General features: G+C 70.3%; 22 protein-coding genes and 1 pseudogene. 5 read left to right on the top strand and 18 right to left on the bottom strand.

Annotated features, from left to right (window positions below):
• The first annotated feature begins 42 nt into the window (after positions 1-42).
• A complete protein-coding gene (locus tag OG407_RS28910; RefSeq protein ID WP_405862442.1) occupies positions 43-657 on the top strand; it encodes a TetR/AcrR family transcriptional regulator in 615 nt (204 codons plus the stop codon).
• On the opposite strand, the gene OG407_RS28905 is transcribed toward OG407_RS28910, so the two are convergent.
• Genes OG407_RS28905 through OG407_RS28885 form a run of 5 tightly spaced genes read right to left on the bottom strand, consistent with a single transcriptional unit; the run spans position 641 to position 6,678 of the window.
• Positions 641-1,657, bottom strand: a complete 1,017-nt coding sequence (locus OG407_RS28905) for a sugar phosphate isomerase/epimerase family protein (RefSeq protein WP_405862440.1) — start codon at positions 1,655-1,657, stop codon at positions 641-643. The two genes, OG407_RS28910 and OG407_RS28905, sit on opposite strands and share 17 nt — an antisense overlap.
• On the bottom strand, positions 1,654-2,799 hold the full coding sequence (locus OG407_RS28900) for a Gfo/Idh/MocA family protein (RefSeq protein WP_405862438.1): 1,146 nt from the start codon (positions 2,797-2,799) through the stop codon (positions 1,654-1,656). Before OG407_RS28900 ends, OG407_RS28905 begins: the two co-directional genes overlap by 4 nt.
• A complete protein-coding gene (locus OG407_RS28895; protein WP_405862436.1) occupies positions 2,783-4,333 on the bottom strand; it encodes a GMC oxidoreductase in 1,551 nt (516 codons plus the stop codon). The genes OG407_RS28900 and OG407_RS28895 overlap by 17 nt, the downstream gene beginning before the upstream one ends.
• 18 nt (positions 4,334-4,351) lie before the next feature.
• Positions 4,352-5,314, bottom strand: a complete 963-nt coding sequence (locus tag OG407_RS28890; protein WP_405862434.1) for a sugar phosphate isomerase/epimerase family protein — start codon at positions 5,312-5,314, stop codon at positions 4,352-4,354.
• A complete protein-coding gene (locus tag OG407_RS28885; RefSeq protein WP_405862432.1) occupies positions 5,311-6,678 on the bottom strand; it encodes an MFS transporter in 1,368 nt (455 codons plus the stop codon). Before OG407_RS28885 ends, OG407_RS28890 begins: the two co-directional genes overlap by 4 nt.
• A 108-nt stretch (positions 6,679-6,786) precedes the next feature.
• Here OG407_RS28885 and OG407_RS28880 point away from each other — a divergent pair, with 108 nt between their 5' ends.
• Together OG407_RS28880 and OG407_RS28875 are read left to right on the top strand one after the other, a co-directional pair.
• A complete protein-coding gene (locus tag OG407_RS28880) occupies positions 6,787-7,440 on the top strand; it encodes a TetR/AcrR family transcriptional regulator (RefSeq protein ID WP_405862430.1) in 654 nt (217 codons plus the stop codon).
• A 522-nt stretch (positions 7,441-7,962) separates the two neighbouring features.
• A complete protein-coding gene (locus OG407_RS28875) occupies positions 7,963-8,796 on the top strand; it encodes an SGNH/GDSL hydrolase family protein (protein WP_405862428.1) in 834 nt (277 codons plus the stop codon).
• 69 nt (positions 8,797-8,865) lie between these two features.
• Here the strand turns inward: OG407_RS28875 and OG407_RS28870 are convergent.
• The 10 genes and pseudogenes from OG407_RS28870 to OG407_RS28825 form a co-directional block, all read right to left on the bottom strand.
• Positions 8,866-9,003: pseudogene (locus OG407_RS28870) on the bottom strand (MmcQ/YjbR family DNA-binding protein); the annotation flags it as partial.
• Between the two features lie 47 nt (positions 9,004-9,050).
• Positions 9,051-9,959: an SDR family oxidoreductase gene (locus OG407_RS28865; protein WP_405862426.1), complete on the bottom strand. Its 909-nt coding sequence runs from the start codon at positions 9,957-9,959 to the stop codon at positions 9,051-9,053.
• 467 nt (positions 9,960-10,426) lie between these two features.
• Positions 10,427-10,906, bottom strand: coding sequence for a MarR family winged helix-turn-helix transcriptional regulator (locus OG407_RS28860; protein ID WP_405862424.1), 480 nt, complete (start codon positions 10,904-10,906; stop codon positions 10,427-10,429).
• 280 nt (positions 10,907-11,186) lie between these two features.
• A complete protein-coding gene (locus tag OG407_RS28855) occupies positions 11,187-11,606 on the bottom strand; it encodes a hypothetical protein (protein WP_405862422.1) in 420 nt (139 codons plus the stop codon).
• A 127-nt stretch (positions 11,607-11,733) separates the two neighbouring features.
• On the bottom strand, positions 11,734-11,994 hold the full coding sequence (locus OG407_RS28850) for a hypothetical protein (RefSeq protein ID WP_405862421.1): 261 nt from the start codon (positions 11,992-11,994) through the stop codon (positions 11,734-11,736).
• Positions 11,995-12,042: 48 nt separating this feature from the next.
• A complete protein-coding gene (locus tag OG407_RS28845) occupies positions 12,043-12,453 on the bottom strand; it encodes a nuclear transport factor 2 family protein (RefSeq protein WP_403591966.1) in 411 nt (136 codons plus the stop codon).
• Positions 12,454-12,455: 2 nt separating this feature from the next.
• Positions 12,456-13,262 (bottom strand): MBL fold metallo-hydrolase, encoded by an 807-nt coding sequence (locus OG407_RS28840; RefSeq protein WP_405862419.1) that lies wholly within the window; start codon positions 13,260-13,262, stop codon positions 12,456-12,458.
• A gap of 49 nt (positions 13,263-13,311) precedes the next feature.
• The gene (locus tag OG407_RS28835) at positions 13,312-13,920 is read right to left on the bottom strand and encodes a DsbA family protein (RefSeq protein WP_405862417.1); all 609 of its coding nucleotides are present in this window, start codon (positions 13,918-13,920) and stop codon (positions 13,312-13,314) included.
• Positions 13,921-14,075: 155 nt separating this feature from the next.
• On the bottom strand, positions 14,076-14,570 hold the full coding sequence (locus OG407_RS28830) for a MarR family winged helix-turn-helix transcriptional regulator (protein WP_405862415.1): 495 nt from the start codon (positions 14,568-14,570) through the stop codon (positions 14,076-14,078).
• Between the two features lie 149 nt (positions 14,571-14,719).
• A complete protein-coding gene (locus OG407_RS28825; protein ID WP_405862413.1) occupies positions 14,720-15,220 on the bottom strand; it encodes an NUDIX domain-containing protein in 501 nt (166 codons plus the stop codon).
• A 505-nt stretch (positions 15,221-15,725) separates the two neighbouring features.
• Here OG407_RS28825 and OG407_RS28820 point away from each other — a divergent pair.
• Positions 15,726-16,964 carry a PP2C family protein-serine/threonine phosphatase gene (locus tag OG407_RS28820; RefSeq protein ID WP_405868657.1) on the top strand — a complete coding sequence of 413 codons (1,239 nt, stop codon included), beginning with the start codon at positions 15,726-15,728 and terminating at the stop codon, positions 16,962-16,964.
• A gap of 78 nt (positions 16,965-17,042) precedes the next feature.
• Here the strand turns inward: OG407_RS28820 and OG407_RS28815 are convergent, their stop codons facing one another.
• The 3 genes from OG407_RS28815 to trhA all read right to left on the bottom strand — a co-directional run bounded on the left by OG407_RS28815 (position 17,043) and on the right by trhA (position 18,435).
• Positions 17,043-17,210, bottom strand: coding sequence for a hypothetical protein (locus OG407_RS28815; protein ID WP_307020556.1), 168 nt, complete (start codon positions 17,208-17,210; stop codon positions 17,043-17,045).
• A 37-nt stretch (positions 17,211-17,247) separates the two neighbouring features.
• Positions 17,248-17,604 carry a PRC-barrel domain-containing protein gene (locus OG407_RS28810; protein WP_405862411.1) on the bottom strand — a complete coding sequence of 119 codons (357 nt, stop codon included), beginning with the start codon at positions 17,602-17,604 and terminating at the stop codon, positions 17,248-17,250.
• 219 nt (positions 17,605-17,823) lie between these two features.
• Positions 17,824-18,435 carry a PAQR family membrane homeostasis protein TrhA gene (trhA, locus tag OG407_RS28805; RefSeq protein ID WP_405868655.1) on the bottom strand — a complete coding sequence of 204 codons (612 nt, stop codon included), beginning with the start codon at positions 18,433-18,435 and terminating at the stop codon, positions 17,824-17,826.
• On the opposite strand from trhA, the gene OG407_RS28800 reads away from it, so the two are divergent.
• Positions 18,418-18,567 (top strand): hypothetical protein, encoded by a 150-nt coding sequence (locus tag OG407_RS28800; RefSeq protein ID WP_405869000.1) that lies wholly within the window; start codon positions 18,418-18,420, stop codon positions 18,565-18,567. The genes trhA and OG407_RS28800 overlap by 18 nt on opposite strands.
• The last annotated feature ends 284 nt before the right edge of the window (positions 18,568-18,851 follow it).

Genomic DNA, 18,851 nt, shown 5'->3' with positions numbered 1-18,851 from the left:
TCGCTGAATACTCACCCTACGCGGCCAGCTACGCTCGTCAACATGTCCGACACGCGACGCGGCCGTACCCGCAGCGAAGCCGTACGCCGGGCCGTCCTCGAAGCGACCCGCGACGAGCTCGCCGCCCACGGCTACGACAAGCTGTCGATCGACCGCATCGCGGCAGCCGCCGGCGCGGGCAAGCAGACCGTCTACCGCTGGTATCCGTCCAAGAGCGCCCTGGTCGCCGAGTGCGTTCTCGACGGCTACGGCTTCCCCGCCACGACCCCCGTCCCGAACACGGGCGCCGTCCGACGCGATCTGCGTGACTGGCTGGGGGCCTTCGCCGACCACCTCGCCGAGCCCCGGAGCGCGGCGCTGATCCGTGCCTCCACCGCCGCGGCGGCCGAGAGCGACGACGTGGCCGTCAGGTTCTACAACCACGTCACCGCGGCGTCCGAGGACGCCCTCACCGCACGGCTGCGGAACGCCGCACCCGCGGCACAGCCGGAATCCGCCACCGCCGCCGCCGAGGCCCTCGTCGGAGCGATGCTCTACCGCCTGCTCGTACGGCAGCCCGCCACACCGGAGTTCCTCGACAGCCTCGTCGACACCATCCTGTGCGGGATACAGGGCATGGGCGACGCGGAGTCCTCGAATCTCACTCCTGACTGCTGAACGCCGTGTCGAAAGCGGCCTCGGGAAGCTTCCACAGCAGCGAGCGCACGAACGTCACCGCTTCCGCGGCGCCCCGGAGCCGGTCCATGCCGGCGTCCTCCCACTCGACGGAGACGGGGCCGTCGTAGCCGATGGCACGGAGCGCTCGGAAGCAGTCCTCCCACGGCACGTCGCCGTGCCCGGTCGAGACGAAGTCCCAGCCGCGGCGCACATGCCCCCAGGGCAGGTGGGAGCCGAGCACGCCGCGGCGGCCGTCGGCCGGCCGGATCCGGGTGTCCTTGCAGTCGACGTGGTAGACGCGATCGGCGAAGTCGGCGATGAAGCCGACCGGGTCGATGTGCTGCCACATCATGTGGCTGGGGTCCCAGTTGAAGCCGAACGCCGTCCGGTGACCGATCGCTTCGAGCGCCCGGACGCTGGTGTGGTGGTCGTAGGCGATCTCGCCGGGGTGGACCTCGTGCGCGAACCTCACGCCCTCCCCGTCGAACACGTCGAGGACGGGATTCCAGCGGTCGGCGAAGTCCTCGTAGCCCGCTTCGACGACGGCGGCGGGCACCGGCGGGAACATGGCGACGTACTGCCAGATCTTCGATCCGGTGAAGCCGACGACGGTGTCCACGCCCATCCTGCGGGCGACCCGCGCCGTGAGCTTCAACTCCTCGGCCGCGCGCCCGCGTACTCCCTCGGCGTCCCCGTCGCCCCACACCCGGCTGCCGACGATCGCCCGGTGCCGGAAGTCGATCGGGTCGTCGCAGACGGCCTGGCCCTTCAGGTGGTTGGAGATCGCCCACACCTTGAGCCCGTACCTGTCGAGGATGTCGAGCCGGCCGCGCAGGTAGGCGTCGTCCTCGGCGGCACGCCACACGTCCAAGTGCTCGCCGGAGCAGGCGACTTCGAGCCCGTCGTAGCCCCACCCGGAGGCGAGCCGGGCCACCTCCTCCAGGGGGAGGTCGGCCCATTGACCGGTGAACAGCGTCACCGGGTGCGTGCCGGTGGTCATGGCAGTGTCCTTTCGATGGGGGTCCAGACCCCGGACGCCGCCGAGTCGAGTACGGCGTCGACGATCCGGGCGGAGCGCAGCCCGTCCTCCAGGGTCGGCAGCCCGGTCGGCTTGTCCCCGGCGATCGCGGCGTAGGTGTCGGCCACGAAGGCGTCGAAGCAGTCCTGGTAGCCCTGGGCATGGCCGCCGGGAAGGTACGACAGCCGTTGCTGGTCGGCGGAGAGCGGGCCTGTTCCGCGGGCGATGACCGTGGCGCCGTCGGGCGTGCCGAGCCAGGCGGATTCCGGGTTCTCCTGGTCGAAGACGGCGGAGCCGGCCGCGCCGTCGAGTTCGAACCAGAGCCGGTTGCGCCGCCCGGCGGAGACCTGTGACACCACCACGTTCCCGGGTACGCCGGTGGCGGTCCGCAGCATGACGACCGCGGTGTCCTCGGTCGCGACCGGTACGAGCGGGGTGGCGTCGGCGGCCGCGGTGAAGCTCGCCGCCGAGCCCTCCGGGCGCTCCGGGACGGCGATCGACGTCAACGCCGTGAGTACGTCGAAGCGTTCACCGGAGACGAACTCCACCAGGTCGCACCAGTGCGAGCCGATGTCGGCGAAGGCGCGTGAGCGCCCGCCCGCCTCGGCCCGGACCCGCCAGTTCCCGGCGGTGGGCGACAGCATCCAGTCCTGGAGGTAACTGCCGTGCAGCAGATGCCAGTTGCCGAACTCCCCGGCCAGCCCGCGCGCCCGCAGCTCGCGGACGATCGGGTGGTAGCGGTAGACGAACGGCACCGTCGCGACCAGGCCGGCCGCCGCGGCGACGGCGGCCAGTTCCGCCGCCTCCGGCACGGAGGTCGCGATCGGCTTCTCGCAGACGAGGTGCCGGCCCGCCCCGAGTACGGCCGTCCCGTAGGAGGCGTGCGTCGCGTTGGGCGTGCACACATGGACCACGTCGACGTCCGCGGCGAGGAGCGCGTCGAGGTCGGGGAAGGCGGCCACTCCCCAGTCGGCGGCGATCTCGGCGGAGCGCGCGGGCCGGGAGCCGAGCACGCCGGCCACCATGCCGCCCGCCGCCCGGATCGCGCGCCGGTGGACGGCAGCGACCATGCCACCGCCGACGATCGCCGCCCGCACCGCGGTGCCGCTACCGCGCGGTCGCACGGGCCGCCCCCTCCAAGTCACCGAGTTCCTGGGCGAGTTGGACGGCCGCCCGCCAGGCGAGCGCGACCATGGTGAGCGTGGGGTTGGCCGCCGTGGCGGTGGGGATGACGCCGTTGCCGCCGACGTACAGGTTGTCGACGTCCCAGACCCGCAGGTACTGGTCGCACACCGACTCGCCGTCGTTGGACTCCCCCATCCGGACCGTGCCCTGGTAGTGCAGGGACGAGCCGCCGACCGCGAACTCGGGCCGGTCGAGGACCGTGCCGATACGGCAGGCGCCGCGGACGGAGTTCTCCCGCATGGCCTCGATCGTCGCGCGGTCCTTGTCCGTGTGGGCGTAGCGGATGGTCATCCTCGGCATGCCGTACCCGTCGGTCTCGGTCTCGCTGAACTCGACGGCGTCGCGGTACCGGATGTCCTTCGCGCCGTACCAGACGGCGATGCCGAGCCGGGAGAGCGACAGCTCGTCCCCGAACGGCAGCGTGTACGGCGAGTTGGCCAGGGTCACGATGCCGCCCTGCATCGGCCGGGCGTCGGAGAACGGGACGGAGGCGCCCCCGAGGCTGCCGCCGTCCTGGTCGAAGGTGGCCGGGTCGAACTCGTCGTGCAGGGTGACGAACGTGTTCATCTGGAAGTGCTCGTTGAGGTAATGGCCGAGCGCGCGTGGCCGGATCCCGGAGGCGAACAGCACCTGCGGAGTACGCAGCCCGTCCGCGCACACCACGACATGACCCGCCTTGACCTGGTACGTCTCTCCGGTACGGCGGTTCTCCAGCACGGCGCCGACCGCGGTCCCGTCCGCGACGAGCACCCGGCGGGCCAGCGTCTCGGCCCGCAGCTCGAAGCCGGGCACGGTCCGCTCCAGGTCGCCCAGGATCACGCCGGTGCCGGAGAACACCAGGGTGTCGCCCTCCCAGTGGCTGGCGCTCGCTCCGGAGGTGACCGGGGTGAGGCCGGGCCCGTTGAACTCCTCCGCCATCGCCTTCTGGATCGCGGCGCTCAGGCCGGCCGGCTCGTGCGTGGTCACACCGAGCAGCCGCTCGGCGTGGTCGAGTGCCGCGTCGAGTTCGTCGCCGGGGAGGAAGGGGACGCGTTCGGACTGGTGGGGGCGCGGGGTGCTGGTACCCCAGTGGATGCCCATCCCGCCCACGCCGCTCGCCATGCTCGCCCCGGGCAGCCCGACCTCGCCGTCGGCGAGCCGGGGGCTGGGGTCGAGGGGGAACAGACCGGGGAGCAGCGCGGCCCGGAACTCCAGGCTGGGGTCGATGCCCGGCGCGATGTCGGCCAGCGCCGTGGCCCGCCGCACGCCCGAGTCCGGTCCCTGGGTGAGCAGTTGGGCCGCGGTCCGATCGGCGTCGGTCATGTTCTGGGTGTGCTCGCCGCGGCGGCCGGGGATGGCGGGTCCGACCTCGGCCATGAGGATGCGCGTGGACGGCCGTGCGTCGCCGATGGTCCGGGCGTAGGTGGCGCCGGCGGGGCCGGAACCGATGATGAGGACGTCGACCTCTTCGGTGCTGCGGATCGTGTCGTTCATGGCGGAACTCCTCCTTGCCTACGGGGCGGTGTGGGGGGCGGTGCCGGATTCGGCGAGTGCGGACTCGGCGACTTCGAGAACGCGGGCGCTCTTGGCCCAGGGGTCGCCGCCGGTGCCCTCGTACTCGACCGAGAGCGGGCCTGCGTAGCCGTGGGCGGCGAGGATTCCGAGCGCGCGCGGCAGGTCGACGGGTCCGACGGCACCGTCCTCGGTGACGTAGTTCGCCTTGAGGCTGACCAGCTCGGTGTACATGGCCAGCGCGTCGACGGCGTCGTACACGGGGGTCAGGTCGAGCGACGCGTACAGCTCGGCCGGGACGGCGGGCTCGACGCCCTCCGTGTCGCCGAACCCCGCCATCGCGTGGGACGTGAGGACGTCGAAGTTGCCGAGGTCGAGCAGCAGGCCGCAGGCGTCGTGCCCCACGGCGTCCAGCAACCGCCCCATCCAGACCGGGTCGCCGCTCGGGCCGCCGTGGTTCTCCACGAGCAGCCGGGAGCCGTGCCGCTTCGCGAACGCGCCGACCTCGCCGAGTCCGTCGATCAGCTGCGCCGGGGGCGTGGCCTCGTTGTGGTGGCTGAAGGGCGAGCCGGGGTTGACCCGTACGAACTGCGACCCCATGGCGGTGAACCGCTCGATCCACCGCTCGATCAGCTTGATGTCCGCCGCGCGCTTGTCGGCGTCGGGTTCGAGCAGGTCGCCGACGTCGATCGCGGCGTTGACCAGCCGGACACCGGACGCGGCGAGCGCGTCGCCGAACAGGTCGAGCTCCGGGTCGTCGAGGCCGGCGAACTGGAAGGCCACGGTCTCGACGGTGTCGACGCCGAAGGTGTCCCTGGCGCGGGCCGGGAACTCCGACAGGTTCAGCAGCTTCGGATAAGGCAGTTCGAGGTGGACGGGGTTGCCCTGGGGGTCCACGAAGTCGAAGGCCAGCGGGCCGAACTGCTCGCGGAGGCTGTACGAGGACACGGACAGGGTGTTCATGAGATCTCCTTCGACGGGAGGGGTTCGAGCGCACCCGGAGCTTCCGGAGCGACGGGCGCGCGGTCACGGGTGAGGAGGGCCCAGCGCGGATCGCCCTCACGGCCGATCTCCGGCAGCCGGAACACGGTGGCCACACCGGCGACGACGAGGACGGCGAGCGTGAGGTAGAGGGCCGGAAACCCGCCGATGAAGAGCAGGAGCGGCGCAATGAACGGCACCACGGACTGCGGGAGCGTGTTGGCCAGGTTGAGGATGCCGAGGTCCTTGCCGACGTCCTCGGCGTTGGGCAGCAGGCGGATGGAGATGGCCGAGTCGACCGAGACGAAGGTGCCGGTGCCCAGGCCGACCACCGATGCCGCCGCGTAGGCGACCCCGCGCGTCTGCGCGATCGCCATGAGGACGAGCCCGACGACGATGATGGCGCCCCCGGCGATGATGAACGGCTTCTGCCGCTGGATCCGGTCGGAGAGCGGGCCGGCGACCAGACCCGCGATCGCCATGGGCACGACGCTGGCGGCCGCCGTCACCAGGACGAAAGCCTGGGCGGCGTCGTCGTCGAGACCGAGCCGGTGCAGGGCGAAGAAGGCGTTGTAACTGCTGCTCGCCGCACCGCAGATGACCAGGAAGCGCAGCGCCCACACCCAGCCGAACGCGGGATGGTCCCGGGGGTTCAGCCAGAAGGACTTCAGGAGTTCCGCCGGGCGCGGAGCCGCTTTCGGGGCGGTCTTCTCCCGAGGTCGTTCCCGCACCAGCAGGACGGCGAGGACTCCCAGGAACGCCGAGATTCCGGCGAGGACACACCACTTGACCCGCTGATCGGAGAAACCGCTGACCGCGGCGATGCCGATGAGCGGCGCGAGCGCGCCCATCAGCCCGATGAGCCCGGAGAAGGTGCCCCTCCGCTCGGCGGGCACCTGCTCGGCGAACAGCGCGCCCGTGGCCGCCATCTGGAAGTTGAAGACGGTCTGCGTCAGGAACCACAGGACCGCGACCTGCCAGACCGCGGTCGTGAAACCGAGGGCGACCACCACGAGGGACCCGCAGAGAGAGCCGGCGAGGATCCAGGTGCGCCGACGGCCGAACCGGGCCGCGGTCCGGTCACTGACATGGCCGGCGATCGGGTTGGCCACGAAGGCGAAAATCGCGCCCGCCCCCGTGATGAGGCCGAACGCCGTCTCGGCTCCGGAGTCGGTGAGTGAGTCGATCTTCAGCGTCAGCAGCAGTGTCACCGGGGTGAACAGCGCGACGAGCGCTCCGACGCTCGACGTGACGACGGCAAAGCCCAACCGGGGGAGAGAGATGACAGGGCTGTCCGGACCTGCCGAGGCGACAGTGCCGGACGCCGGAGAGGTAGCAGAAGGCATCTCCACTCCTTTGTGAGAGGTACCTAAAACGGTAGTGACTCCCACCATGTAGTCACACCCAACAAGGTGTCAATACCGATCAGGGGTGGAACCCGCTATGCTGTTGTCATGGGATTGCGTGAACTCAAGGCCGCTCGGACGCGAGCGCAGATCATCGACACGGCGCTCGACCTGTTCCTCGACCAGGGATACGACGAGACGACGATGGAACAGATCGCCGCGAAGGCCGAGGTCGGCACCACGACGCTCTATCGCTACTTTCCGAGCAAGGATCTGCTGATCCTGGCGCGTCTTGAGGAAGCGATGGATCTTGGCGGCGCGCTGCGTGAGCGACCGGCCGAGGAGCCCGTGGACGTCGCTCTCGGCGCCGCCGTCCGCAAGTGCGCCCAGGGCGTCGCCGGCGAGGACGAGCGCGACGCCGCGCTGCGCCGCGTCATCGACAACTCGCCGGTACCCCGGGCCATGCTCTGGGATCTGGGCGCGCGCTACGCGGGCGACCTCAAGGCGGCGATCGCCGAGCGCACGCACCGGCCCGCCGACGACCTCCAGGTCGTCATGACCGCGCACATCGCCTACGCGGTACTGCAGGTCGCCGCCGACGCATGGCAAGAGGCCGGCGGCGACCACGCCGCACGCGCAGCGGCCATCGACGGCTTGCTGCACCGCCTGAACACACTCGACCTCGTACTCCCGGCACCTCCGGCCGGTACCGGTACCGGTACCGATGCGGACGGTCGAGTTCGTACGGCGTCCGGAGCCTGAGCGGGAGCCCGAGCGGGAGCCTGAGGAACCCCGGACGGAACCGCCGGCCGTGTCGCCGCACGGCGTCCCCGATCCCCGACCGGGGGCGATCGCCTCGGGTCGGGTGGGGGGGGCGGCGGGTCGGGTCGGGGCGGCGGGCCAGGTCGGGGGCGGTGGCACGGCGCGGGCACGGCGGCTCGGGTCAGGGGCGGCGGTTCGGCGCGGGGGCGGCAGCTCTGCGCGGGGACGGCGGCACGGGTCGGGCACAGCGGCACGGCGGCACGGGTCGGGTACAGCGGCACAGCGCCGGCCCATGGTCGTGGCCGCGGACAGCGGTCCCGTGGCTCGGGGCGCTCGGCCCGGTGTCACGCCGAAGGCGTGGCCAGGTCCGTGCCGGTGTGCCAGGAGTCGGCGATCGTCGGGGCGTAGACGTACGAGTTGCCTGGCAGGCGGTCGGGCACCGCGCATGACGGTCGGTCACCGTGGATGAAGGGCGCCCGGCCGATCATGGACACAAGCACCCACAACCGGACAGAGGACCCGATGACGAACAACGCCCCCGCAGACTCGCGGCACCCCCGCAGGACCGCACGCGACAGGGGATTCCCCAAGCCGATCGGCCCCCGCCGCTACGCCGCCGACCCGAGCGGACGACCGGTACTCGTCTGCGCGGGCGACAGCATCACCCACGGCTCCATGACCCCCAACTGGGTGACCCGGGTCGCCGACACCCTGGCTCCCACGATGGACACCGTCAACGCCGGGTTCGCCGGCGACCTCGCCTGGAACCTGCTCTCGCGCCTCGACGACATCATCGCCTGCCGCCCCTCGGCGGTGACCGTCCTCATCGGCACCAACGACGCACTGGCACAGATCTCCCCCGCCTGGTCCGACGGGTACATGAAGGCACAGCACCTCCCGCAGCGGCCCACCGTCCAGTGGTACGAGGAGAACCTCCGGCAGATCGTCCACCGGCTGCGGACCGAGACGACCGCCGCGGTCGCCCTCATGTCCCTGCCACCGCTGGGCGGCACGGCCAAGGGGCGCTGGCACGACCACCTGGCCCCGTTCAACGCGATCGTCCAGACCGTCGCCACACAGGCCGAACTGCCGGTCCTGCCCGTGCACGACCGCATCGCCGATCTGATCACGGACGAACCCCCGACACCGTGGGACGGAACCAAGAAGCTGATGGCCGCGACCCTGGCCCAGCGCTTCCTCCTACGACGCCCCTGGGAAACCATCACCCGCCGCCACGGCTTCACCACCACCCCGGACGGAGTGCACCTGAACATCCCGGCCGCGGCCCGCATCGCCACGCTGGTCGAACGGTTCGCCACCACGGTGCTGGAAACCGGGAAGGCGGGCCCTTCCTGACACACGTGACGCCGTCTCACGGCGCAGGTGAGAAGGCCCTGGCCGTCACCCACATGAACAGGCAACTCCGACCTCGGTCATCAGCATGAACACCTTGCCGCGCATCTTGAAGACCTCCCAGTCCGGGCCGAAGGGATGCTCCAGCCGGGCTGCGGGCAGGTCCTGCGCGCACTCGGCGGCGAACGTCTGCAGGGTCGATCCGTTCATGAGTGTTTCCTTCCTCGCCGCCCGGCGAGGGACGGGACGCGGGCCTGTCACCGGTGCTGTGCGGTGCGCAGCTCGTCGGTGAACCGGGCGAGGACGTCCTCGGCCGTGGGGACGGGGCCGAACAGCTGCTCCTGGCGGCGGGAGTCGGCGACGTAGCGTCCCGTGTCGAACCAGCCGAACATCGCGGCCATGTCCTTGACCACCGGGTTGAAGCGGCCGACGACGGCTCCTGCGGCGCGGACGACGACGGAGGGGACGGCCCACACCTTGATCTTCCTTCCGGCCCGGTGGCCCATCGCGTCGGCCACCTCTCGCATGCTGACCGGACGGTCCCAGCCGATGTCGATGCGCTCACCGTCGGCGGCCTGGGCGTCGACGGCGGCCGCCAGGTAGGCCGCGAGATCGGAGGTGCGGACGAAGGTCAGCGGGACGGTGGCCTTGGACATCCAGATCAGGCGGCCCTTGTCGAGCGGGTTGCCCGCCATGGTCGCGACCTGGTCGAGGAACGCCCCCGGGCGCAGGGCGACGAACGGGACGCCGAGTTGTTCGAGCTTGTCCTCGGCGAGCTTCTTGTGCCAGAAGTGCGGGACTTGGGGTGTCTGGTCGCTGGTGAGGATGCTGGTCAGGACGAACCGCCGGATGCCGGTGCGGTGGGCGGCCTCGGCGAGGTTGGCGTTGCCGACGGTGTCGATGTCGTTGGCGTTCTTGCCGCCGCGGGTGTAGCCGGCGGCGGTGGTGATGACGGCGTCGGCGCCGTTCATGGCGGCCACGAGCGAGCCGAGGTCGAGCATGTCGCCGCGGGCGATCTCGACACCCCGGCTTTCGAGTCTGCTCGCGTCGGTGGTCGGCCGGACCAGGGCGCGGACGTTCTTGCCGCGCTTGAGCAGTTCGTCGACGACCTTGCCCCCGAGAGAGCCGGTCGCGCCGACGACGAGGACGGGCAGGGTGGTGGTCATGGGTGTCTCGCTCTCCAGCAGGTCAGTGGTGGCTTGTGGGGCGGATCCGCGGTGTGGGTCATCGCCGGCCCGCAGGAGCTTGCGGAGGCCGACGGTGAACGGGACGCGGGTGATGCGGTCGTCTCGATATGCGGCCTGGCCGGCGACGGGAAAGGGCTCGACATCCCCATGGGAGGGGTGTTGCCGTCTCCCACGGACGAGTTCCGCCTGCCCGCACCGGGACAGCTCGCGCTTGCCCCTGACGCTGAGGCCCCGCTCAGCCCGTTCTCCCTGACGTACCGGGGTGAGCGGGGGTCGCGCCACATCCGCCGGCTCGGCTCACCGGGCTTTTTCCGGCAGTCGGGGAGCCTGGCTCCGTCCAGCACGGGCCTTCGTGCGGCTGAATGCGCTGCGGCACGGTCCGCTTCGCAGGAACGCCGGAAGCGATGTGCGCTCCGGGCCCGAACCGGCGTGCAAGCCAAGGGGAGTTACTCGGACTCCTCCCGCGGCAGCGTGCGGCTGTTGAGCGCGTCGGCGATGGCGTAGGCGGTGCGGACGAAGGACTCCGCCTGCTGCGCCGAGAGGTCCCGTGCGGAGGTCTCCTCCAGGGCCCGCCACATGGCGGCCAGGGGCTCGCGCATCGCCCGGCCCTTGTCGGTGAGGTGGACGACCAGGACGCGCCGGTCATGTGCGGCCGGCTCACGGATGAGCAGGCCGGCGTCCTGCATGCGGCGCAGGGACTTGGAGACGGTGGAGTGGTCCAGGCCGACGCTGTCGAGCAGCTCGGACTGGGTCTGGCCGTCCCGGTCGAGGAGCTGCATCAGCAGCAGTTCCTGTCCGAGATGCAGGTCCATCTCGCGGAGCATGGCGGCGGCGGAGGCGCGGTGTGCGCGGGCGAGCTGGAAGATCGCGTAGCTCATCGGTCCTGTGCCGGCCGTCGTGGGGATGCGGGGTTCGGGGGTGGGCATGGTTCGGTTCCTCAGCCAGTGTGGGTGGGGTAGTCGGCGTAGCCGGCCGCTCCGCCGCCTGGGGACGGCCGTGGGCGGACGTGCTCAGCCGACGGTCAGGACGCGCTTGCCCCGCACGTGCCCGGCGTCGCCGGCCTGCCGGTCGAGCGGGTAGGTACTGACGGTGGTGACGAGCTTGCCGACTCCGGGAGCTTACGACTGGGGCCGCTCAGTGTGAGGACAGCCAGCCGGTCGCCCACCCAACGGCACGTCCAACGCCCAGCTCCGTGAGACGCCTTTGTCAGGACTTCTTGAGCCAGCGTTGCAGCGCCTCGGGCACGTTCGTCGGATGCGAGCTGAAGCTCAACCGGATGGCGGGCTGGAGGTCGATGAGCACGTTGACGATCCGTTCGAACAGGACGGTGTACTCCGGGACGTTCTTGATGCCGCCGCCGATGAGCACCACCCCGAACGAGCGCCCGTCGAACAACCGGCGCAGCTCGGCCTCGGCCTCGTCGGGGTCCAGGCTGACATAGCCCTCCTCGCCGTCGATGCCTGTGGCCCGGAGCGCAGCCCAGTTGCGCTTCCTCATGGCGACCAGCTCTTCGAGCGTCGTAACCCCCGGCGGGAAATCGTCCGGCGAAAGCGCGTCAGGGGTGATGCCGAGGGTCAGCACGCGTTGATTGACCGGAGGCTTCACTTGAGAGTTCTCGTGGGACATGGGGTCGCTCCTCCAAGGCAGTTCGGCCCCCTCCGATGGCACACCCATGGGGTCTCCTCAGGTGTGCGGGGGAAGTTCAAGAGAAAGTGTGGCTAGCCACATGATTACCGTAGCAGCGATCGTGTGGCTAGCCAAGTATTCGCGGACGCGCGAGCCGAGGTGGCCACCTCGGCTCGCTTCGATGTGTACCGATCACTTGCATGCCGCCCACGCACACGAACACGGCGACCGCCAGGGCGTGAACAAGGGTCAGCACCCCTCGGTGCCACGGTCTACCGCGTCCCCGCCGGTCGCCGAGATGCGCGGCGGCGGCCTGCTCCGGCTGATGGTCGTTGAACGCCCGCCCGTAGAACGCGATGACGAGCGCCTTGTTGTCGGCAGCGGACACGAGCTCTCCTGCCACCTGGGTGCTGGGTGCCGGGTGCCGGGTCGTGCGTCAGACGGTCATGGCGTCGCGGACGAGCGCCGTGTCGACGAACTGCTCGAAGCGGACGATGCGTCCTGCGCGTACGACGAAGTGGTGGGCGACGCGGACGTCGATCGGCTTCCCGGTCGCCTTGTTGGTCGCGGTGTAGCGGGCGAGGACGACGACGTTCTCCCCGTCGACGACGTAGGTGTCGTCGTGGGCGGTCCAGCCGTCCCAGTCCTGGCCGAGCTTCTCCATCACGCCGGCGGTGACGCCGTCGGGGGTGCGGTACGTGCCGGCGAGGGGGAAGCCCGCCATCTCCGTCCACTCCACGTCGGGGGCGAGGGTGGCCCGAAGGGCCTCCAGGTCACCTGCCGCGGAGGCGAGGTACTGGCGCCGTACGACATCGGCGGGGGCGGTGGAGGTCGCGAACTCGGCCATGGTCAGCCCCACTTCATTTCACCCTTGGCGACCTTCGCACCGATCTGGGCGGCGATCAGCATGCCGTTGTCGGGGTAGCGCTTGACCAGCGCCTCGGTCAGGGCCGCACCGTCGGCCGCCGTAGCGAGCTCCTCCTCGAAGGCGACGAGGTACTCACGGGTGGCGGTGATGGCGGACGCGTCCGCCGCCGTACCGGGCAGACGATGACCAGGGACGACCAACTCCGGCTGGAGGGCGGCCATTTCGTCCAGCAGGCCGATCCACGCGGCACGGTCGCCCGGGGTGGGGGTGTCGGCGACCCAGACATGCTCCCGCTGGAACAGCAGCACACCGCCGAGGAGGGCACGCTGCTCGGCCTGCCACAGGTAGTGCCGGTCGGGCAGCGCGGCCGGGCCTCCCTTGAGCTCGAAACGGTGGCCCTCCAGGGTGAGGTCACCGGTCAGCGCGGTCAGGTCGACCAGGCGGGTGGGCAGGTTCGGGCCGAGCGCGGCCCACGCCTTGAGCTTGCCTTCGTAGGAGTGCTGGATGTGCTCGATGACGAGCGGGGTGGCGACGAAGGCCGCGTCGGGGAAGGCGTCGGCGATCACCTCGGCACCGAAGTAGAAGTCGGGGTCCGCGTGGCTGACGAAGACGGTGGTCAGCTTCTTGCCGGAGTCGAGGATCTCGGCGGCGAGGCGGTGGCCGTCGGCGCGGGTGAAGCCGGCGTCGACCAGCAGGGCGTCGTTCTCGCCGGTGACGAGGGTGGCGGTCTTGTTCTTGCTACCGGCCGGGAAGTCGAGGTCGAGGACCTTGAAGGAGAGGGTGCTCATGCGGGGGCTCCTTTACGCGAGGAATGGGTGGGGTGGGGGCAGGGGAAGGTCAGTGGGTGGCGAAGCGTGCGTCGACCTCGTCGGCGGTGGCTTGGCCGTAGGCCAGCGGGGTGACGGAGTCGCCGTCGACGGCGAGCAGGGTGGGGAACCCGGTAACGCCGAGCTGGACCGCGCGGCGGAAGTCGGCGCGGGCCGCGATCTGTGCGTCGGGTGCTTCGAAGGCGGCGACGACGGCGTCGGCGTCCAGCCCGGCCTCCTCCGCGACCTTCCGATAGGTAGCCACATCGGACAGGCTGAGTCCGTCGACGTAGAAGGCGGCCTGCAGGGCCGCGGCCAGCTCCGCCGCGCGGTCGGGGGCGACCTGGCGCAGGGCCGCGACGCCGCGGGCGGCGGCCTCGGAGTCCATCACGAACGAGCCGTCGGCGATCAACTGCTCGTAGGCCGCGCCGAACTCGGCGCCGGTCAGCTCGGCGATCTTGGCGTTCGCGCCCTGGACGTAGCCGAACTGGCGGACGGGCACCTGCCGCGATCCGGTGAACAGGCCGCCGGAGACGACCTCGACCGGCAGTTCGGGGTGACGGGCGGCGACCTCGCTCAGCGTTCCGGAGAACCCGTGGGACCAGCCGCAGTAGGCGTCGAAGACGTAGACGAGCTTCATCGAAGACCTCGGCAGAGATGTGCGCCCGCGGGGTGCGAGCGATTCACCTGACAGAACAGTAACTGACGCGTCAGATATTTCAAGGTTCGTGTGAGGTGGGGCACATAGGCGTGGCTGACCACGTCATTACACCAGCGTGGCCGCTGGTCCGCAGGTCAGGGCAGGCGGGGCAGCAGGTCCCGCGCCGTGTGGCTGAGGATGCGAAGATCCTCCGCGAACCGCTTCCAGTCCGCCGTGGGCAGCGGGTCCACGAGGTACCGCTTGATGTTCTCCAGGTGGACCCGGGACGCGCGTACGACCGTCTCCTCCCCCAACGGCGTCAGCCGCACCAGCTTTCCGCGCCGGTCGTCGGGGGAATCCGCGCGCGTCACGAAACCCGCCGCCTGCATACGATCCACCAGCCGGGTGGCACCGCCCGTGGTCAGCACCTGCTCCTGGGCGATGGCACGCATCGAAAGCCCCGGCTCACCCGCACGCCCGAGGATCAGCAGCACCTCGAACACCAGATGGCTGATCCCGCACTCCACCTCCAGCGCCCGGCCGAGGATGTACTCCAGCCGGTTCGCCGCCCCCTGCAGACGCCCGAACGCCAAGATGAGCTCGTGATCCGCGGCCTCCTTCGCCGTCCTGATCTCCGCTTCCTCACCCACGGCAGCGCCGCCCCTCTCGTCGTCCCGACACCACCGTACCGATCACGTAGGGACAGGCAGGACAGCCGAGTCCGCGGGGCCGGTCGCACGACAGCGGTCCCAACCGTTCTCACGGCGCCATACCGCTCCTGGGCGAAGCTTCGGTGTTTCTATTGCCAGCCGTCGAGGGAGACTTGCGGACCTCCGGCGAGGTAGCGGTGCAGGGCGCCGGCGGTGGTGTCCACGAACTCCTCGGGGATGGCGTCCGCGTCGACCCAGCAGACCTGCGCGTGCTTGCGCGGTTCCCGGTTCTCCGGTTCTCCGGTCCATTCGCTGGCGGCGAAGACGACGGTGAGGAAACCGTTGGGGGCTTCGACGCCGAAAGCGCTGTGGATGATGTGGGCGACCTTCAGGGACTCCGGCTTCACTGTCAGGCCGGTCTCCTCGCACAGCTCCCGTACCGCGGTCTCCGTGATGGGCTCGCCCGACTCGCTCTTACCGACGGGAAGATCCCACATGCCCTGGGCGAACTTGGCGTTCTGGCTCCGCTGGAGAAGCACGACGCGGTTGGTGGCCTTGTCGTGGACGATGACGGCGGCGACCAGCAGGGTCATGGATTCGAGGGCGGGCGGCAGGGCTTCGGGCTGGTCGTCGGTTGTCCGCTGAGCCACGGCTGGTGTCCCTTCGCCGGCTGGTTGGTGGGCAGCTTAGGGCAGTGCTTCGCGTGCGCGGCGGGCGAGTTCGGGAGCTCCGGGCACTTGGGCAATGCGGTGCCCTTGCGTATACGGGCCACCAGCAGGACAGCTCCAACCGCGTCCGCAGATCTCGCTCATGGGTACGTGGCCGCCGGCCTCGACTAGACCGGCCTGCCCGCCGAACTCACCGCACAGCCTCAGACGAGATCACCGAGTGGGCGTCAATACATCAGTCCCGCGAACGTGACCGGTGGCTTGACCGCTCGACGGGTGGTCGGCCGATAAGGCGCATCCGTTCAGGCACTCTGTGGTGCACTAGCTCCTCCCTGACAGCGGGCTCGGCGCCGGCCCCTCGCGTACCCGGGCGGGAGCCCTGAGCACCAGCGAGCAGCGAGGAGTCACCGTGCCCGTACGCGAGCATGAAGGGCCCGGTGAGCCGACCGTTCCCACTCCCGTGAACCGGGGTGGCCAGGACAGGGTGATGACCCTGGCGGGGACACTGGCCGCAGCGGAGACAGCGGCACCCGTGGAGTCGCTCGACGTGGTCGCGCGGATGCTCAAGGAGCACCTCGGGGCCGCGTCGGTGTCGTTCCTCATCACCGACTTCACCGGCGGCTCGGTGGTACGGCTGGGTGCGGCAGGCAGCGTCGATACCGATGAACCCGCCCGGCGCATCACCCTGCGGGGCACCCTCTACGACGACGTGATCCGCACCCAGCGGCCGAGCGTGGAGGACAAGGGCGAGGGCGCACTGGTGCGGATCGTCGCCCCGGTGACCAACCGCGGGGACGCCATCGGGCTCCTCGAACTGTTCCTGCCCACGGCACCGGACGCGGAGACCATGCGGGAGGTCGGCGAGACCGCACACGCCCTGGCGTACATCGTCATCGCGAACCGGTCCTTCACCGACGTGTACCAGTGGGGCCGCCGTACCACTCCGCTGAGCCTGGCCGCGGAGATCCAGCATCGGCTGCTCCCGGCTTCGCTGGCGTGCGAGGCCGCGCAGTTCGCCGTGGCCGGGGCGCTGGAGCCGGCCGACCACGTCGGGGGTGACACCTTCGACTACGTCATCGACCGGGACATCGTCCAGCTCTCCGTCACCGACGCCATGGGCCACGATGTCGACGCCGCGCTGCTGGCCACCCTCCTGGTGGGCGCCCTGCGCCGGGCCCGGCGGTCCGGTGCCGACCTCGCCGAACAGGCCCGCCAGGCCGACCAGGCCATGCGTGAGCACGGCCGTCAGAGCTACGTCACCGGCCAGCTTCTCCGCATCAGCCTGATCGACGGCACAACCGAGTTCATCAACGCCGGCCACCCCTGGCCGCTGCGCATGCGGAACGGCGAAGTGCAGGAGATCACTCCGAAGATCGACATGCCGTTCGGCTTCCACGACCCTCACACCTACCGGGTCCAGTCGCTGGACCTACAGCCGGGCGACCGGCTGGTGATGCTGACCGACGGCATGCTGGAGCGCAACGCCAACAGCCTCGATCTGTCGGACCTGATCGTGCGCACCAGCGCGCTGCACCCCCGTGAGGCCGCCCGCACTCTCATCGGGGCGATCGTCGACGCCAACCACGGCCACCTACAGGACGACGCGACCGTCATGTGCCTGGACTGGCACGGCGTCGACCACTCGGAGCGGGACGCCAACACCGGCGCCGACCTCACCGACGCCTCCGCACCATCACGGACAAGGCGGATGAATTCTGCGCGATGACGCGACGCCTGCTCCGGCATCCTCCTGCGTCCGGTCCCCAGGCGGGGGCGGCCCGGGGCACCTGCCCGGCTGACCGCGTCAGCGGGGGAGACGCCTGCGACGGCGGCCCAGGCGCAGGCCAAGGAGGACGAAGTCGGCGACCAGAACCACCACACCGATGACCAACAGGTAGAAAAGACCCTTCGCCACCACACCGATGATGCCGAGCACGATGGCCACAAGGACCAGTAGGAGAAAGAGAGCCATCGGTGTCACCTCATCGTGGGGCGCATTGGTGGGGGCATCAGCGGCGGGCGAGGCGACGTTCGCCGCCCTCACCCATTCTGTAGGCGAGCTCGTAGTGCGCGAAAACCGTCTTCTCGTCCTCCGCGAGCAGTTCGCCGTCCGTGCCGATCGAGGGCGCTTCCTTGACCTGCTTCTTGTCGTAGGCGACCTTCAGATAGCCGGGACCGACCGTCGCATCGCCCAGGGGGACGAACACCAGCCGGTGCCGGGTCGGCAGGCCGACCATGACCGTCGCGAACGCGGGCTGGTCTGTGGCCGTGTCCACGTAGACCGCCTCCAGGACGCCAATCTTGTGCTGCTCCTGGTCGACCACGTCATGGCCTCGCCATTCCCTGATGTCTTGCGCCTCGAACACGGCAGCCCCTCTGTCGCAGGTCAGCTGAAGACCGCTGGCGTCACGTTCTCCTCCCTCCTTACCTGTCCACGGAGCGTCACACCTTCAGAGCAGCCAACTTGTAGGCCGGACGGCGGACGACTTTCACGCGCGGCGCGATGCCTCGGCGACCGCCCGGCCCGTCGCGGACCAGCACGGCGACGCGTGTGACGAGCCGCCGCGGCCAAGAACGCGTCGCGGTCAGTAGGCGGCCAGGGAGATGGCGATGTAGTGCGCGGTGAAGGCCGCCACGGTCAGGGCGTGGAACACCTCGTGGAAGCCGAACCAGCGGGGTGAGGGGTTGGGGCGCTGGAGAGCGTAGACCACCGCGCCGGCGCTGTAGAGGAGCCCGCCGGCCACGATCAGGATGAGTACGGCCCCTCCCCCGGTGTGCAGGAAGTCGGGCAGGTAACGCACCGGTGCCCACCCCAGGGCGAGGTAACACGGGGTGTACAGCCAGCGCGGAGCTCCGACCCAAAAAACCCGGAACGCGATACCGGCCAATGCGCCCGCCCACACGATCGACAGCAGTACGGACCGCTGGTCCGGCGGGAGGAGAAGCACCGCCAGGGGTGTGCAGGTGCCGGCGATGATGAGGAAGATGTTGGCGTGGTCGAGGCGTCGCAGGAGAGCCTCGCCGAGCCGCCCCCAAGTGCCACGGTGGTAGATCGCGCTCGTTGCGAACAGCAGCCAGGCGGTGACCGAGTACACGGCGCAGGCCAGGGCCGCCTGCGGGGTGCGAGCCAGACAGACGAGAACGATGCCTGCGATCAGTGAGGCGGGGACCATCGCGGCATGGAGCCAGCCACGCAGCCTCGGCTTGATCGGTTCGGCCAGGTCGGCCGCCCGCTTGACCAGAGCGGCAACCGGATGAACTTCTTTTTCTGCTTCATCGTCTTCTGGTCCGACGGGCGGCCGGTCTTCCCGACTCTCCGCACTCCGTGAGGCGCCGTGAATGTATTCGGCTTCAGCGGCGTCGCGGGACACGGCTCCTCGTCCCCTCTCGGACTCCTGGGCGTCACCGGTGATCATGGGGTCATGCTAGAAGACGGCACCCGGACGCCATTCCGGGAGGTCGGTCGCGAACCCGACGTCCACGTCGTCGGCATGGTGGTCCGCAACCGTTTCAACTCCGGCCCTCGTTGATACTGCCGTCAATCGGGCCTGCCGAAGCCGAGTAGACCGGCCGGCCACGGGAACGATCAGGACTTCCGAACGGGCATTCCGCC

The sequence above is a fragment of the Streptomyces sp. NBC_01515 genome (assembly GCF_045040345.1).
In the GTDB taxonomy this organism is placed as follows: Bacteria; Actinomycetota; Actinomycetes; order Streptomycetales; family Streptomycetaceae; genus Streptomyces.
This window is presented reverse-complemented; position numbering and strand designations above follow the sequence as displayed.

Coding starts and splice junctions, on each gene's coding strand:
- OG407_RS28910 (WP_405862442.1), top strand. CDS start 43: ATGTCCGACACGCGACGCGGCCGTACCCGCAGCGAAGCCGTACGCCGG.
- OG407_RS28905 (WP_405862440.1), bottom strand. CDS start 1,657: ATGACCACCGGCACGCACCCGGTGACGCTGTTCACCGGTCAATGGGCC.
- OG407_RS28895 (WP_405862436.1), bottom strand. CDS start 4,333: ATGAACGACACGATCCGCAGCACCGAAGAGGTCGACGTCCTCATCATC.
- OG407_RS28890 (WP_405862434.1), bottom strand. CDS start 5,314: ATGAACACCCTGTCCGTGTCCTCGTACAGCCTCCGCGAGCAGTTCGGC.
- OG407_RS28885 (WP_405862432.1), bottom strand. CDS start 6,678: ATGCCTTCTGCTACCTCTCCGGCGTCCGGCACTGTCGCCTCGGCAGGT.
- OG407_RS28880 (WP_405862430.1), top strand. CDS start 6,787: ATGGGATTGCGTGAACTCAAGGCCGCTCGGACGCGAGCGCAGATCATC.
- OG407_RS28875 (WP_405862428.1), top strand. CDS start 7,963: ATGACGAACAACGCCCCCGCAGACTCGCGGCACCCCCGCAGGACCGCA.
- OG407_RS28865 (WP_405862426.1), bottom strand. CDS start 9,959: ATGACCACCACCCTGCCCGTCCTCGTCGTCGGCGCGACCGGCTCTCTC.
- OG407_RS28860 (WP_405862424.1), bottom strand. CDS start 10,906: ATGCCCACCCCCGAACCCCGCATCCCCACGACGGCCGGCACAGGACCG.
- OG407_RS28855 (WP_405862422.1), bottom strand. CDS start 11,606: ATGTCCCACGAGAACTCTCAAGTGAAGCCTCCGGTCAATCAACGCGTG.
- OG407_RS28845 (WP_403591966.1), bottom strand. CDS start 12,453: ATGGCCGAGTTCGCGACCTCCACCGCCCCCGCCGATGTCGTACGGCGC.
- OG407_RS28840 (WP_405862419.1), bottom strand. CDS start 13,262: ATGAGCACCCTCTCCTTCAAGGTCCTCGACCTCGACTTCCCGGCCGGT.
- OG407_RS28835 (WP_405862417.1), bottom strand. CDS start 13,920: ATGAAGCTCGTCTACGTCTTCGACGCCTACTGCGGCTGGTCCCACGGG.
- OG407_RS28820 (WP_405868657.1), top strand. CDS start 15,726: ATGACCCTGGCGGGGACACTGGCCGCAGCGGAGACAGCGGCACCCGTG.
- OG407_RS28815 (WP_307020556.1), bottom strand. CDS start 17,210: ATGGCTCTCTTTCTCCTACTGGTCCTTGTGGCCATCGTGCTCGGCATC.
- OG407_RS28800 (WP_405869000.1), top strand. CDS start 18,418: ATGGAGCCAGCCACGCAGCCTCGGCTTGATCGGTTCGGCCAGGTCGGC.